Raw genomic sequence first — 15,451 nt, forward strand, 5'->3', positions numbered from 1 at the left:
TGATTAGTTCAATACTTCTGTTTTGACATTCCAATCACGCACATCTGTAAAGCGGCCCATAACAGCTGCAGCAACAGCCATTGCTGGAGATACAAGATGCGTACGGCCTCCGCGGCCTTGGCGGCCTTCGAAGTTGCGGTTCGATGTCGAAGCACAGCGTTGTCCTGGTTGCAGAACGTCCGGGTTCATCGCCAGACACATCGAGCAGCCTGCTTCACGCCATTCGAAACCTGCTTCGATAAATACTTTATCAAGGCCTTCTTTTTCAGCCTGAATTTTAACGCGGCCTGAGCCTGGAACAACGATTGCTGTCACTCTATCGCTAACTTTGTAGCCGCGAGCGATTTCAGCAGCAGCACGAAGATCCTCAATACGTCCATTTGTACAAGAACCGATAAACACATAATCGATCTCGATTTCGTTCATAGGCGTACCTGGCTTCAGATCCATATATTCCAATGCTTTCTCAGCAGCTTTACGCTCATTTTCCGTAGGTAGCTGTGCTGGGAAAGGAACCGAAGATGTAATATCTGTACCCATACCAGGGCTAGTACCCCAGGTTACTTGCGGGATCAGGGAATCAACGTCAAAATCAACGATTGTGTCATAAGTTGCGCCTTCATCAGTGGAAAGCAATTTCCACTCTTCTACAGCCGCATCATAATCTGCTGGAGCATACTCGCGTCCACGAAGATAGTTGAACGTCGTTTCGTCAGGAGCGATCAGGCCTGCGCGAGCGCCGCCTTCGATCGACATGTTGCAAACCGTCATACGCTCTTCCATCGTCAGCGAGCGAATCGATTCGCCTGTGTACTCGATAACGTAGCCAGTAGCGAAGTCCGTACCGTATTTTGCGATAACGCCCAAAATCATATCCTTTGCCGTTACGCCCGGTTTACGGTTGCCCGTGAAGCGAACTTCCATCGTTTTTGCTTTCGATTGCTGCAGGCATTGTGTTGCCATTACGTGCTCAACCTCGGAAGTACCGATACCAAATGCCAGCGCGCCGAACGCACCATGCGTGGAAGTATGGCTGTCGCCGCAAACGATCGTTTTGCCCGGATGCGTAAGGCCAATTTCAGGACCCATAACGTGTACAACGCCTTGGTCAATATTGTCAAGATCAAACAGCTTTACGCCGAAATCTTTACAGTTTTGCGTCAGTGTATCAATTTGCTGCTTGGAGATAGGATCTGTAATGTTGAAGCGGTCTTTCGTAGGAACGTTGTGATCCATCGTTGCGAATGTCAAATCTGGACGACGCACTTTACGGCCAGACATGCGAAGACCTTCGAAAGCTTGCGGCGAAGTTACTTCGTGAACCAGTTGAAGATCGATATAAATGATACTCGGCTTGCCTTCTTCTTGATTAATGACATGATTGTCCCAAATCTTCTCAAACATCGTTCTTTTAGCCATTAAATTCACCCCATTGTTCGACTTCTCTTCAAAATGATGCTCTAAGCATAACACTTGGCACTTGATTGATCCAAGATATAATATCTATAATGTCTATAGGTAACAACTATAACGGTAAATGAAGAAGCTCTTCCCAGCAAGGTGAAACGGCTATCGCCGTCCTTTGGCGGCGCGGCGCGTTTCAGTCCGAGAAATATAAGCGTATTTATACGAGAACACTTATAAATTCTTATATTTAAAACAAAGAAAGCAGGATGCCCATGGAGCTCAGACAACTGCAGTATGTGCTGCAAATCGCAATTGAAAAAAACTTCTCCCGCGCAGCGGAAAAGCTGCATATCGCCCAGCCATCGCTCAGCCAGCAGCTGTCGAAGCTGGAGCAGGAGCTTGGCGTGCTGCTGTTTCGGCGCACGACCAACTCCGTTGAGTTGACGCAGGCCGGGCAAGTTTTTGTCGACAAATCCCAAACGATCCTTGATGCAATCGAGCAGCTCAAGCAGGAAATGGACGATATGGCGCAAATGCGGCGCGGACGCCTCGTCGTCGGAACGCTGCCGATTACGGGCTCGCATATACTGCCGCTCGTCCTGCCGGTATTCGGCGCCCAGTATCCTCAAATTGAAGTTGTGCTCGTGGAGGATACTTCAGCAAAGCTGGAGCAGCTTACAGCAAGCGGCGGCACCGACCTCAGCTTGTTGTCTCTTCCGCTAGCCGACACCTCGCTTGCATGGGAGCCATTAATGGAAGAAGAAATTTGTTTGGCGATCCCGCCGCAGCATCCGCTTGCGGAAAGCACAGAGCCTGTACCGATTAGCGTATTGCGCAATGAACCATTTATCGGATTAAAAAAAGGCCAGGGCTTCAGGCAAATTACAGTCGAGCTGTGCCAAGCTTCTGGCTTTACGCCGCAAATCGTATTTGAAAGCAGCAATATTGAAACCGTCCAATCGCTCGTCGCGGGCGGCATGGGCATCGCTTTCGTCCCGAAAATGCTGACACGCCAAAGAGGGAGCGAATTCGCCCCCATCTATTTGCCGCTATCGCCCAAAGCATCACGGACGCTGGTCATCGCCAGCCGCAAGGGCCGTTACCTGTCTAAAGCTACGGAAGCTTTCATTAGAACGATGAACAAAACCATTGTCCACTATAAATAATAAGTTTGCTGGGGAGCATGATGAAACAGACAGCAGAACTGATTTTTCATCATGCTTCTAATACAGTCCCGGCCTGCGGTCTTCGAAGACGGGAATTTTGCCTCGAACGGCATCAACTAGCGCCAAATCGATTTCCGCATAAATAATCGCTTCGTCCTCCCCACCCTCGGCTATCGTTTCCCCCCACGGATCAAGCACGAGTGAATGTCCGAAAAAGCTCGTTTCGCCGCTTTGCCCAACCCGATTGCAGGCAATGACGAACATTTGATTTTCAATCGCTCTGGCGCTCAGCAGCGTTTTCCAGTGATGCAGGCGCGGATTCGGCCATTCGGCTGGAACGAATAACAGCTTGGCGCCTCCAAGCGCCAGCTTGCGAGCAAGCTCAGGGAAACGGATATCATAACAGATCATCATGCCGGCTTCCTGTCCGCCAAGCTGGAATGAGCCTAGCTTATCGCCAGCCTGCAAATATTTTTCCTCGTCCATTAACCGAAACAGATGGATTTTAGAATAATCGGCTATCGTTTCCCCTGCACGGTCGAAAGCAAAGATCGTATTGTAAACCCCATCCGCCCTGCTTTCCGCGATTGAGCCCGCAACAATATTCACTTGATGCTTGGCCGAGAAGGCTGACAAAAACTGCTTCGTCCGCTCTCCATTCGCATCGGCCAGCGTTTCAATTTCCGTCAGCGCATAGCCCGTGTTCCACATTTCGGGAAAAACAATAACGTCCAGCTTGCGTCCACCGCTTACCGCTTTCTCCAGCATTTGCTCAAGCTTGGCAAAGTTAGCCTCTGGATTTCCAGCTTTTATATCCATTTGCAGCAGCGCAAGGTTTAATTTTTCAGTATTCATTTTCGGCGAGCCTCCTATTATGATGCAACCATTCATTTTCCCTAATGATACCTTCACATGGTTCTGTGTCAAGATGGGGATGATAACTCAAGTACAATTACCAAGCCATATACAGACAAGGAGCATGCCAACATGAAGCTGCAAAAATGGATAGCTGCCCTGTGCGCAGCTTGCTCACTATTTATTTTCGCCTCCACCGGCTTTGCCCAGGAGACAGCGAAAGAGCAACCGACCGTGGGACCAGTTCAAGTTTTTGATGTAAAAGCCGGCAAGGTCGTTCTAACTGTACCGAATGACGACGACTATCAAAAGATGGCAAACAGTTGGCTGGACTCTGTAACGGGTCTTGCCCCCCAATTAACGAATGACAACACCTGTACCTATGTTTATCGCGTTCCACTTGCAAAAGCATACAACCTGAGCACGAATAATATTTCACTCCAAGTAAAAGAAGTGTTTTTATTCGTATGTGGAGGCAAAGCCCCTCAGCTGTTGGTTTTTGATGAACAGCGCAGGCCGCTGCTGCTGTTGTTTAAAGCCGACATCGCAGCTTTTATTAAAAAAGTCGGCATTCCGGCCACTTAAGAATCCATTCCAACTGAATCACTCGACATAAATGGTTTTTGCGTGCTACAGTAATGCTTAACGGCTTATTGTTCATGAGCAACTATTGGATGTGGAGTGTGAATAAAAATGGAAACAAAGCTGGAACAGCATATCATTAAACCAGCAGATCGTATGACGGGCTTGCCCACGCAATTTTTTGCTAAATTGGTTGCTAAGGCTAATGCCCAAGTTGCCAAGGGCCGCGACGTTATTAACCTTGGACAAGGCAATCCCGATCAGCCGACTCCGCCGCACATTGTGGCAAAGCTTCAAGAAGCTGCCGCTAACCCCATGTATCACCGTTATCCGCCTTTTAGCGGCTACCCTTTTCTCAAGGAAGCCGTCGCAAAACGTTATAAGGAAGATTATAACGTTGATATAGACCCAACCACAGAAGTCGCTATTTTGTTCGGCGGCAAAACAGGCCTGGTGGAAATTAGCCAGTGCCTGCTGAATCCCGGCGATATCTGCCTCGTGCCTGATCCGGGCTATCCCGATTATTGGTCAGGCGTGGCACTCGCTGGAGCGGATATGCACTTTATGCCGCTAACGGCGGAAAACCGCTTTTTGCCCGATTATAGGGCCATTGACGAAGCCGCGCTGGAGCGTGCCAAGCTGATGTTTATGAACTATCCGAACAATCCGACCGGAGCGGTCGCGAATCCAGAATTTTATGCCCAAACGGTTGAATTCGCCCGCCGCACAGGCGTCGTTGTCGCAAGTGATTTTGCTTATGGCGCGATTGGCTTTGATGGCGAGCGTCCAGTCAGCTTCCTCCAAACGCCGGGAGCAAAGGAAGTGGGCATCGAGTTTTATACCTTGTCCAAATCCTACAATATGGCGGGCTGGCGCGTAGGCTTTGCACTGGGCAACTCGCAGATCATTTCTTTAATCAATCTTATGCAGGATCATTATTATTGCAGCCTGTTTGGCGGCATTCAGGAAGCGGCTGCTGAAGCGCTAACCGGTCCGCAGCAATGCGTAACGGAGCTGAACGCTACCTATGAGCGCAGACGCGAAGCTTTATTCGGCGCCCTTGACCGCATCGGCTGGAAAGCAGAGCGCCCAGGAGGCTCCTTCTTCTGCTGGCTGCCTGTTCCGGAAGGCTACACGTCTGAATCGTTCGCGGATCTCGTATTGCAGGAAGCGGATGTCGTTGTCGCGCCCGGAGTCGGCTTCGGCTCATTCGGCGAAGGGTATGTGCGGCTTGGTTTGCTTACGAGCGAAGCTCGGCTGGAGGAAGCGATTGAACGTATTGGCAAGCTTGGCATTTTCAAAGCCTAGCCGCCTGCGAATGCCTCTCTTTACAGCAGCCAGTCGATCATGATATGCTTACACCAACTGAACATGAAACGTTATGACGGGACTAGTAAGCTTGACTAGGTCGTGCCCAGAGAGTGAATTCCAGAGGCTGCAAGAATTTACCTCGACTGCTCGCTGAACCTGCCCCTGAACGGCCGATGATGAATCGGACAGCACCTCCTGTTACGAGGCCCAAGCAGGATTGTTTGCCTTAAGCGGCATACAGTCAATTAAGGTGGTACCGCGGAAGCTTATAAGACTTTCGTCCTTTACGGACGGGAGTCTTTTTTATTTTGTCAGGAAATGGGATGATGGATAAATGGCGGAACGAATCATTGTAAAAATCGGCAGCAGCTCGCTAACCTCTGAGGAAGGCGGACTGAATAAGGAACGCATCGCTTATTTTGTATCTGAGCTTGCCGCGCTGCATGCAGCAGGCCGCTCGGTCATACTAGTCACCTCTGGCGCCGTAGCCGCAGGCTTTCGTCAAATAGGCTATGAGTCAAGGCCCAAAGCCGTTCACGAGAAGCAGGCGGCCGCAGCAGTTGGGCAAGCACTGCTTATGCAGGCTTATCAGGAGGCTTTTAGCCAGTTCGGCATTGGAGCGGCACAAATTTTGCTGACAAGGGCCGACTTCTCGAACCGCAAGCGAATTCAAAACGCTTTGATGACCATTGAAGAGCTGCTCAGGCTGCGCACGATACCGATAATTAATGAGAACGATACCGTTGCAACCGATGAGCTGAAATTTGGCGATAATGACAACTTGTCGGCGCTGGTCGCAACGATGACAAAAGCCGGTCAGCTCATTATTATTACAGATATGGACGGCTTGTATACGGAAGATCCACGCAAAAATCCTTTAGCAGTCAAAATCGAGCGTGTCGACAGCATTTCCGCAGACATAATGAAGTTCGCTGGCGGTGCTGGCTCGGCAGTTGGAACGGGCGGAATGCGCTCCAAAATTGAAGCAGCCCGGATTGCCATGCGCGGCGGCGTGCCCGCTTTTATCGGGAAAGTACAGCAGCCCGGCGATCTGTCGCTTGCTACAAGCGGTTCCGGCCAAGGCACGTATTTCGATACGGAAATGCACAGCCTGCCGATGAAGAAGCAATGGCTGGGCTTTCACTCTATGCCTCAAGGCACGATTACAGTCGATGCAGGAGCGGAGCTTGCCCTGCTTACAGGAGGCAAAAGCCTGCTCCCTGCCGGCATTATAGAAAGCAGCGGCGATTTTCATCCCGGCGATATCGTTGAAGTGCTTAGCGCGAGCGGCGATACGATAGGGCGCGGCGTCGTCAACTACGCCGCCTGGCAAACGAAAGCCGCAGCTGGACTTGGCAGCGAAGAAGTGAAGCGCAGAATTGACGTGAACCGGATTGAAGTGATCCACCGGGATGAATGGGTTTCATTAAAATAAGCCTGCTATTTCATAGGTAAGGGTCCGATTGTATTTCACTATTTTATTAGGAGGAACAAATCTATGACAAGCGAAGTCGTCCAAAAAGCCACATTGGCAAAACGTGCTGCAAGCATCATGAATACCGTAACGACTGATCAGAAAAATGCGGCGCTGCTAACGATCGCTGACGCTTTAATTACACATACAGCAGACATAATGGAAGCGAACAAGCTCGATTTGCAAAACGGAGAAGCAGCCGGCACTAGCCGCTCCCTCCTCGACCGTCTCGCACTTGATGAAACAAGAATTGAAGCTATTGCCCAAGCGCTCCGAGAAATCGCCCTGCTGCCTGACCCAGTCGGCGAGCTGCTGGAGCAGTTCGACCGTCCGAATGGGCTGCATATTGAAAAATCGCGTGTACCACTCGGCGTTATTGGCATCATCTATGAAGCGCGTCCGAATGTGACGGTCGATGCGGCTGGATTGTGCCTCAAAACTAGCAACTGCGTCGTGCTCCGCGGCGGCTCGGCTGCACTTGAATCGAATCGCAAAATTATCGAGGTGCTGCGCCAGGCGCTAGAAACGACGGCTTTGCCAGCCGACGCACTCCAGCTCATTGAAGATTCGGACCGCGCATCGGTCAATGAAATGCTCAAGCTGAACGGACTACTTGATGTCATTATTCCACGCGGCGGATCGGCGCTCATTCGCACCGTTGTTGAAAATGCCACCGTCCCAGTTATTGAAACTGGCGCAGGCATTTGCCATACTTATATTGATGCAAGTGCAAATGCCGAAATGGCAGCAAGTATTTCCCTTAACGCAAAAGCACAGCGCCCTTCCGTGTGCAACTCCATGGAAACGCTGCTCGTTCACGAGGCTTTTGCCAGTGAATCGCTCCTCTCCCTAGCCCAGCAGTTTAAGAAGGCAAAGGTAGAGCTTCGCGGCTGCGAACGTGTGATGCCATTCATTTCTGGCATTAAGCAAGCAACTGATGAAGATTATGCGACGGAGTATAATGATTATATTCTGAACGTGAAAATCGTTGATAGCTTGGATGAAGCTATCGCCCACATTAGCACCTACGGGACGCAGCATTCCGAATGCATCGTGACCGAGGATGCTGGCCATGCAGCACGCTTTATGCAGGAAATTGATGCGGCCGCCGTCTATCACAATGCTTCTACCCGCTTTACGGATGGGTTTGAATTCGGCTTTGGCGCCGAAATCGGCATTAGCACGCAGAAGCTCCACGCGCGCGGGCCAATGGGCTTGCCTGCTCTCACATCAACAAAATACCGGATTACTGGCTCAGGACAAATTCGCGGCTAATTCCGCATTCCCTTTACAATTTCAAAATACTGGAGGAAACCGTTATGCCAATAGATACAGACACCCAGACGAGTAATCGTATTCAGTCCCTGCAAATCGCGTTCTATGGCGCCGGCTCCATGGCTGAAGCCATCGCCCGCGGCATGATTAATCAGAAGCTAACCCAGCCGGGACGCATTGCGATGCTCAATCGGCAAAATGCCGATCGGCTCACCGAGCTCAATAGCCAGTATGGCGTTCAGACGATTTTGCAAGGCTCCTCGAACGAAGCGTTTCTGAAGGAAGCCGACATTATTTTTCTCGCGATGAAGCCTAAGGATGCGGTTGAAGCGATTGCGGGCATTAAGCCTTTTATTTCGGAGCATCAGCTTATTATTTCGGTTATTGCCGGACTATCGATTGCGTCAATTGAGCTGCTGCTTGGCCGCAAGCTGTCCATTGTCCGCACAATGCCGAACACATCCTGCACGATCGGGCTCGGCGTTACCGGCATTAGTTATTCCGCAGCGGTGACGAAGGAGCAGCAGCAGCTGGCGGAAGCTATTTTCCAATCCGTTGGCATAACCTCCGTCGTTGAGGAAAATTATCAGGACGTCATTACCGGCGTATCGGGCAGCGGCCCAGCATACGTGTATTATTTTATGGAATCGATGATTGATGCGGCGAAGGCAATGGGCCTTAGCGAAACGGCTGCGAAGGAGCTTGTCACCCAGACGGTGCTCGGTGCTGCAGAGATGGTACGCGCAACTGGCGAGGAGCCTGCCGAATTGAGACGCAAAGTGACATCCCCGAACGGAACGACGCAAGCAGCGCTTGAGGTGATGAGCCAGAAAGGCTTAGCCGAGACAATTGCTAGCGGCATGAAGCGTTCCGCCGAGCGCGCGGCCGAAATCGGAGCCGATATTGAGAGGAGCTTGAAATAATGAGTGAATTTTGCATTGCTACCTACCGCAGCTTTGACGATAAAGCAGATTTTGATAAAAAAGCGTTATCCATCGCCGTCGGCCTGACGGTTGGAAGCTGGACCGACCTGCCGGAAGCCCGCAAATCCGAAATGGAGAAGCATCTTGGCAAAGTATTGTCCGTCGAGGTGCATGAAGGCGGAGAAGGCAATCGCTTCGCTGATATTCGCATTGCTTATCCAGATATTAATTTCAGCCGTGATATCCCTGCCCTGCTCGTTACGATTTTCGGTAAGCTGTCGATGGACGGTCGAATTAAGCTGATTGATATTGAGGTTTCACAGTCGTTCGGCTCTGCTTTCCCGGGTCCGAAGTTTGGCCTGCAGGGCGTTCGGGACCTGCTCGGCGTACAGGAGCGACCGCTGCTGATGAGCATTTTCAAATCCGTTGTCGGACATGATCTGGCCAACTTGCAGGAGCAGTTTTATAAGCAGGCGCTTGGCGGCGTGGATCTGATTAAAGATGATGAAATTTTGTTTGAAAATCCGCTGACCCCGCTGGAAAAACGCGTTGAGGCTTGTATGGAAGCTGCCGAGCGCGCCCAGCAGGAAACAGGCCAAAAGCTGCTTTATGCCGTCAATTTGACTGGTCCTACTTCGCAGCTAGCTTCTCAGGCGCGCAAAGCAATTGCCGCTGGCGCTAACGCCCTGCTCTTTAATGTGCTGGCATACGGCTACGATGTGCTGCATGAGCTTAGCAAAGACCCAACCATCAATGTCCCTATTGCTGCACATCCGGCTATGGCGGGCGCGATGTATCCTTCGCCGCACTATGGCATTGGCGCTTCCGTGCTGCTTGGCAAGCTTATGCGCCTTGCGGGAGCTGATCTCGTGCTGTTCCCTTCTCCATACGGCTCGGTCGTCATGCCGAAGGAAGAAAATCTCGCCGTCAAGGATGCGCTCCTGGCACCATCTAGCGAACTGCTTGCCAGCTTCCCTGTTCCATCCGCAGGCATTCATCCGGGCCTTGTTCCGCTTATTTTGCGCGACTTTGGCACCGAGGTAGTCGTCAACGCGGGCGGCGGCATTCACGGCCATCCAATGGGCACTGCTGCTGGCGGACAAGCCTTCCGCCTCGCAATTGATGCGGCGATGAATGGCGTTCATCTGCGCGAAGCTGCCGCGGCTCCTGGCGGCGAAGCGCTGCAAGCTGCCATTGACGCTTGGGGGATTAAAGAATGACAGCATCAAAAAAACGCATTATTTTCTGCGATTTCGACGGAACGATTACGATAAACGATAATATTATTGCGATTATCCGCCATTTTAACCCGCCAGGCTGGGAGCCCATTGTGGAGCAGACGATTTCGCAGCAAATTTCGATCCGTGAAGGGGTGGGCCAGCTGTTCCGCCTCCTCCCTTCCTCGATAATGAGCGAGGTTGTTCATTTCGGCATTACGAATGCGCGCATTCGCGAAGGCTTTGGCGAGCTCCTCTCCTACTGCCGGAAAAATGATATTGAATTTTACGTAACAAGCGGCGGCATTGACTTTTTCGTCTATCCGGTGCTTGAGCCCTTCGATATTCCGCAGGATCATATTTATTGCAATGGCCACGATTTTAGCGGCCCTAATATTGAAATTACATGGCCGCATCCTTGTGACGGACAGTGCAGCAACGCATGCGGCATGTGCAAAACGACCATTATGCGACGTTTCCCCGCTGAGCAATATGAACGTATTGTCATTGGCGACAGCGTGACGGACTTTGAAGGCGCAAAGCTGGCGGATACGGTATTTTCCCGCTCGCACCTGACGACGAGATGCCAAGAGCTTGGCCTGCCTCATTCCGAATATGAGACGTTCCATGATATTATTCGCGTGCTTGACAAGGGAAAGGATGAATCGTAATGACATTTGAGCAAATTACAACGGAGCAGAAGCAGAAAGCGCTGGCTGATCTGCGTGAAGTGAAGGAACTGTTCGCCTCGCGCGGCTGGTTCCCTGGCACGAGCGGCAATCTGTCGGTACGCGTCGGCGATTTCGACCCCGAGCAGTTCCATTTTGCCATTACGGCAAGCGGCAAGGATAAAACGGTTCATACACCGGAAGACTACTTATTCGTCGATAAAGAAGGCAAAGCTGTCGAAGCGACGAAGCTGAAGCCTTCAGCGGAAACGCTGATCCACTGCGAAATTTATCGCCAGACGGGCGCAGGCGCTATTTTTCATGTGCATACCGTCTTTAACAGCGTCATATCGGAATGGTTCTGGGATCGCAAATCCGTGCCAGTCGATGGTGTCGAGCTGATTAAGGCGTTCAATATTTGGGACGAGGAAGCACATATCGACATTCCGATCGTGTCCAACTTCGCCAACATACCGCAAATCGTTCCCGAGGTGACTCAGCGCCTGCAGCCGGAAATTCCCGGCATTTTGCTGCGCAAGCATGGCATTTACGCCTGGGGAGCAAATCCGTTTGAAGCGAAGCGCCATTTGGAGGCGTTTGAGTTCATATTTGAATATGTATATCGCTGGGAGCTGTTGAACGGCCGCAAATAATGTGCCGCTTCAATCGCAAACTATATAAAGATTAAGACGAATAAGAGCTGTCTCGATGCACAACGGTGCGGAGGCGGCTCTTTTTTCAAGGAATTATACTTCCTATATTTTAAAAAATGCTTGACCTTTACGTTAGGGAAAGGTTCATGCTTTAGTAAAGGAGGAATCGTTGTGAAGGTATTTGAAGCCGCACGATTGCTTGGCACAACTCCGCGTACGCTGCGGTTTTACGAGGAAAAAGGGCTCGTTGCGCCAACGAAAGCGCGAGAAAACGGCTATCGCCTGTATAGCGAGGCAGATATGGAGCGTCTGCGGTGGATTATTGCGCTGCGTGAGCTGGGTTTGCCGCTGGCTGTCATCGGCGAGGTGCTGCAAACGGTACAACAGCATGATGATTTTCTGCGATTAGCCGATCGTGCGCGGGCTCTACTGTATGAGGAATGGGTCACCGCGGGTCAAAAGCTGCAGGCGCTTGATGATACGATTGCCATATGGCAGCGTCAAGCTCAGCCTGAGCTTAGCACAGCTGAGGACGCGGCGGATATGATGAAGCACTTCCGCTCCGAGCGAAGCAGCTGGAATGACCGCTGGGATTATGATCGTCTGGCGCTGGAGCATGGCAAGGCGGCCCCAATGGCCGCATTAGCAAAGGTACTGACCCCTTCTGGCTATGAACAAGCGCTTATGAAAACGCTGGAATGGATTGACCCGATTGCGGGCGAGTGCGGCGCCGAGCTTGGAGCCGGAACCGGCAATCTGTCAGTCAAGCTCGCCGAGGCGGGCGTACACTTAACAGCTATTGAGCAATCAGCACAAATGCTCAGCATTTTGCGCGGGCGTCTGCCGCATGTGGAAGCAAAGCTCGGCAACCTGCTCACCCTGCCGCTACCGGATCGCGTATGCTCCTTCATCGCTTGCAGCTTTGCGATGCATCATTTGAATGGCTCCCAGCAGCTGCTGGCTCTGGCTGAGATGGACCGTATTTTGCTGCCGGGAGGACGACTGGCTATTACCGATATAAGCCTCGATAACGAAGAGGAAGCAGGCTTATCTAATTCTGCTCCTGCTGCTGCTGTTAGGAAGCCACTTGCTGTCCCTATCGAGCCGTTACACTTGCATGAGCTTCAAGAATGGCTCAAGTCGCACCGCTACTCCATCGTCGTGGAGCAGTTAGATACCGCCGCTGTTATGCTTTTTGCGGTAAAACCGGAGTAGTCATCATACACCTGCTTAAACCTATGATTAAATCCATTCCCTATGCTGCAGCAATCGCTGCGTCTCCTTCCACAGTTTAGACTGCATTGCCTTATCGCCGCCAGGATGCACAGGAAGAATGGATTTGCCTGTCCCAACGTTATAATACCCGCCAGTGACTCCTCCATACTGCGGGTCAATCGCTAAACGGGTAATAATCTCGGCACCTTTGCGCGGATCTCCAATTCGCAGCCCTTTTAATATTCGTTCAAGCATCGGGGCAAATCAAAGCTCGCGTCCAAGCCCTGTTACATTAAATCCGGGATTGAGCGCATGAACAGCTACGCAGGTGCCAGATAATTGACGGGAAAGCTCCCCGGTAAACATAATATTCAACAGCTTTGTTTTTCCATAGATGGCTGACGAGCCCCTTGCTGTAAAATCAGCTGTATCCGTTAAATCTTCTGGCAGCGCCAGCCCCCCATGATTGCGGGATGCCTCTGATGCCACATTGACAACTCTCGCTTTGCTAGAAGCCTTGAGCGACGGCAGCAAATTCAACGTCAATAGCCATGGCGCCACCTAGTCTGCCGTTTTTTATAAAACTAGCGTTATCTGCAAGCGGATAACGCTGTGCATAAACTGATTTAGTTCACCAGGCTATTACCTTCATCCAATCCAAGCATGATATTCATGTTTTGTACGGCAGCACCTGATGCACCCTTGCCTAAATTATCGTATCTGGAAATAATATTTATTTTGCCCTCTTGTCCAAAAACAAAAATTTCCAGTCGATTCGTATGATTACACTCAGAAATCATGAAGCAGCCTTCATCAAGATATGCTGCTGAATCGTATGGCATCACATGAACAAAACGCTCCGATTCAAAATACGCTGATAATACTTCATGTACATCTTTTGCAGAAGCATTTTTGGACAAAATCCTGCTCATTAAGGGGACTGACATGGCTATTCCTTGTGCATAATTAGCTTTTATGGGCGTAAATAATGGCTCATATGAAAGTCCTGAATACATCAGCATCTCAGGTATGTGCTTATGATTGTGGTGAAGCGCATAATGTCTTGGAACATGAAGTTTTCTTTCAGCAATTAATGCTGAATTTTCATATTCCTCTATCCCGCTTTTGCCAGCTCCAGAGTAGCCTGTCACAGAATAACACGTAACAGGATAATCTTTTGGGAGAATGCCTGCTTCAATTAGCGGTTTAATCGTCAGAATAAAGCCAGTTGCATGACAGCCAGGAACGGAGACTCTCGATGCGGACTGTATGAATTCTCTCTGATTTTTCAACTCAGGCAGTCCATAGACCCAGTTTTTATCCGTTCTAAAGGCAGTGCTGGTATTTATGATTCTTGTTTTTTCATTTTTCACTAGCGCAATGGATTCTTTTGCAGCTGAATCGGGCAGACAAAGAAAAACGATATCTGCATCATTAAGAAATTTACTTCGTTCTTCAGGATCTTTTCTTTTGTCGGAATCAATCCTGAGAAATTCAATGTCCGATCGTTTTGACAGATACTCAAAGATCTTCAAGCCTGTCGAGCCTTCTTGGCCATCAACAAATACTTTATATTGCATAAAACTCCCCCTTGAAATGAATATTAATTCTTCACAATGAATAATTATACATATCTCCATCACTTTAATCAAATTCCATTTACAGATTCAAGGCAAGGGAAACGGTCCACTATTAGTCCATTGAATAGCAAACAGCCCAAACAACCTCTCCATGACCTAATGGAGAGGTTGGCTGATGAAGAGATGATGGGAGGCTTGGCGGCCTGTGTGCAATCAGGCTAATATTCAGCTCGTTAGCGGTATCGTTTAATAAACTCGACAGCTTTGCGAATATCCGCCTCTGGCTGCGAGCCGACCTCTCGTTCAATCGTCAAATAGCCCTTATACCCAATCGTTTGAATCATGTTAAAATAAGCAGTGAAATTTACGCTGCCCTCGCCAAGCGGCAGCTCTGAAAAATCCGGGCCTTCGGACGCCATTTGCGCGATTTGCCCATGATCCATTTTTTCATAGCCTAGCGCTCCATATACTTGCCGGGGGTCCACAACACGGTGGCGGACGCCATCCTTCACATGCGTATGTACAACATAATCCCTCAGTATATGCAGCCCATTCACAGGATCATCCCCCGTGACCATGACCATATTCGCCGGGTCAAAATTAACCGCAACGCCGCGAGAGCCTAAAGTATCGAGAAATGCTTTCAAATGCGCTGCTGTTTCTGGGCCCGTCTCAATCGCAAAATACGCCTGCTGACGAGTTGCATAATTCGCCAGCTCCTCACACGCCTGCTGCATGGAGGCGTAAACTTCGCTGTTCGGATCGTCCGGTACAATGCCAATATGGGTCGTGACAATGTTTGTTCCTAGCTCGACCGCCAAATCCAGAATGCGCTTGGATTTTTCGATTTTCAACGGATTGGCCCATTTGTCTTGAAATCCATGCCCACCTAAGTCGCCGCATAACGCCGATATTTCAAGACCAAGCTGAGCAACTTCCTCCTTGAGCTGCTTGCGCTTGGCTCCTGTCAGTACTGCTGGGTCCATTTCCCCATCTACTGCATATATTTGCACACCCTCCGCTCCAACATCCTTCGCCAAACGCAGGCCTTCGCTTACGCCGACGCCAAAGCTATCGACAATTACGCCAATTTTGTTTGCAAGCTGCATGCTTTACTCATCTCCT

At 50.3% G+C, this 15,451-nt stretch carries 14 protein-coding genes and 1 pseudogene; 10 read left to right on the forward strand and 5 right to left on the reverse strand.

Going from position 1 to position 15,451, the window contains the following annotated elements; all coding sequences use genetic code 11:
* Positions 1-3 precede the first annotated feature (3 nt).
* On the reverse strand, positions 4-1,419 hold the full coding sequence (leuC, locus tag MHB80_RS16985) for a 3-isopropylmalate dehydratase large subunit (protein WP_341278101.1): 1,416 nt from the start codon (positions 1,417-1,419) through the stop codon (positions 4-6).
* A 260-nt stretch (positions 1,420-1,679) separates the two neighbouring features.
* On the opposite strand from leuC, the gene MHB80_RS16990 reads away from it, so the two are divergent.
* The gene (locus MHB80_RS16990; RefSeq protein WP_046234749.1) at positions 1,680-2,573 is read left to right on the forward strand and encodes a LysR family transcriptional regulator; all 894 of its coding nucleotides are present in this window, start codon (positions 1,680-1,682) and stop codon (positions 2,571-2,573) included.
* A gap of 57 nt (positions 2,574-2,630) precedes the next feature.
* Here MHB80_RS16990 and MHB80_RS16995 read toward each other — a convergent pair whose 3' ends face one another.
* Positions 2,631-3,428, reverse strand: coding sequence for a carbon-nitrogen family hydrolase (locus tag MHB80_RS16995; protein WP_341278102.1), 798 nt, complete (start codon positions 3,426-3,428; stop codon positions 2,631-2,633).
* Positions 3,429-3,560: 132 nt separating this feature from the next.
* On the opposite strand from MHB80_RS16995, the gene MHB80_RS17000 reads away from it, so the two are divergent.
* The 9 genes from MHB80_RS17000 to MHB80_RS17040 all read left to right on the forward strand — a co-directional run bounded on the left by MHB80_RS17000 (position 3,561) and on the right by MHB80_RS17040 (position 12,746).
* On the forward strand, positions 3,561-4,013 hold the full coding sequence (locus MHB80_RS17000; RefSeq protein ID WP_341278103.1) for a hypothetical protein: 453 nt from the start codon (positions 3,561-3,563) through the stop codon (positions 4,011-4,013).
* Positions 4,014-4,121: 108 nt separating this feature from the next.
* Positions 4,122-5,318 carry a pyridoxal phosphate-dependent aminotransferase gene (locus tag MHB80_RS17005; RefSeq protein WP_341278104.1) on the forward strand — a complete coding sequence of 399 codons (1,197 nt, stop codon included), beginning with the start codon at positions 4,122-4,124 and terminating at the stop codon, positions 5,316-5,318.
* Positions 5,319-5,655: 337 nt separating this feature from the next.
* The gene (gene proB, locus MHB80_RS17010; RefSeq protein WP_341278105.1) at positions 5,656-6,756 is read left to right on the forward strand and encodes a glutamate 5-kinase; all 1,101 of its coding nucleotides are present in this window, start codon (positions 5,656-5,658) and stop codon (positions 6,754-6,756) included.
* Positions 6,757-6,819: 63 nt separating this feature from the next.
* Complete coding sequence (locus tag MHB80_RS17015; protein WP_341278106.1) at positions 6,820-8,070, forward strand: glutamate-5-semialdehyde dehydrogenase; 1,251 nt, start codon at positions 6,820-6,822, stop codon at positions 8,068-8,070.
* Positions 8,071-8,114: 44 nt separating this feature from the next.
* A complete protein-coding gene (gene proC, locus MHB80_RS17020) occupies positions 8,115-8,993 on the forward strand; it encodes a pyrroline-5-carboxylate reductase (RefSeq protein ID WP_341278107.1) in 879 nt (292 codons plus the stop codon).
* Entirely contained in the window at positions 8,993-10,213 is a 1,221-nt protein-coding gene (locus MHB80_RS17025) for a 2,3-diketo-5-methylthiopentyl-1-phosphate enolase (protein WP_341278108.1), read from the forward strand. The genes proC and MHB80_RS17025 overlap by 1 nt, the downstream gene beginning before the upstream one ends.
* Complete coding sequence (locus MHB80_RS17030) at positions 10,210-10,881, forward strand: 2-hydroxy-3-keto-5-methylthiopentenyl-1-phosphate phosphatase (protein WP_341278109.1); 672 nt, start codon at positions 10,210-10,212, stop codon at positions 10,879-10,881. Before MHB80_RS17025 ends, MHB80_RS17030 begins: the two co-directional genes overlap by 4 nt.
* On the forward strand, positions 10,881-11,531 hold the full coding sequence (gene mtnB, locus MHB80_RS17035; RefSeq protein WP_341278110.1) for a methylthioribulose 1-phosphate dehydratase: 651 nt from the start codon (positions 10,881-10,883) through the stop codon (positions 11,529-11,531). Before MHB80_RS17030 ends, mtnB begins: the two co-directional genes overlap by 1 nt.
* A gap of 171 nt (positions 11,532-11,702) precedes the next feature.
* Entirely contained in the window at positions 11,703-12,746 is a 1,044-nt protein-coding gene (locus MHB80_RS17040) for a MerR family transcriptional regulator (protein ID WP_341278111.1), read from the forward strand.
* Between the two features lie 27 nt (positions 12,747-12,773).
* Here MHB80_RS17040 and MHB80_RS17045 read toward each other — a convergent pair.
* The 3 genes and pseudogenes from MHB80_RS17045 to MHB80_RS17055 all read right to left on the reverse strand — a co-directional run.
* Positions 12,774-13,313: pseudogene (locus tag MHB80_RS17045) on the reverse strand (short-chain dehydrogenase); the annotation flags it as partial.
* A 59-nt stretch (positions 13,314-13,372) separates the two neighbouring features.
* On the reverse strand, positions 13,373-14,326 hold the full coding sequence (argC, locus tag MHB80_RS17050; RefSeq protein WP_341278112.1) for an N-acetyl-gamma-glutamyl-phosphate reductase: 954 nt from the start codon (positions 14,324-14,326) through the stop codon (positions 13,373-13,375).
* Between the two features lie 233 nt (positions 14,327-14,559).
* Entirely contained in the window at positions 14,560-15,435 is an 876-nt protein-coding gene (locus MHB80_RS17055) for a sugar phosphate isomerase/epimerase family protein (RefSeq protein WP_341278113.1), read from the reverse strand.
* Positions 15,436-15,451: the final 16 nt, after the last annotated feature.

It is taken from the genome of Paenibacillus sp. FSL H8-0537 (genome assembly GCF_038051995.1).
Taxonomy (GTDB): domain Bacteria; phylum Bacillota; class Bacilli; order Paenibacillales; family Paenibacillaceae; genus Pristimantibacillus.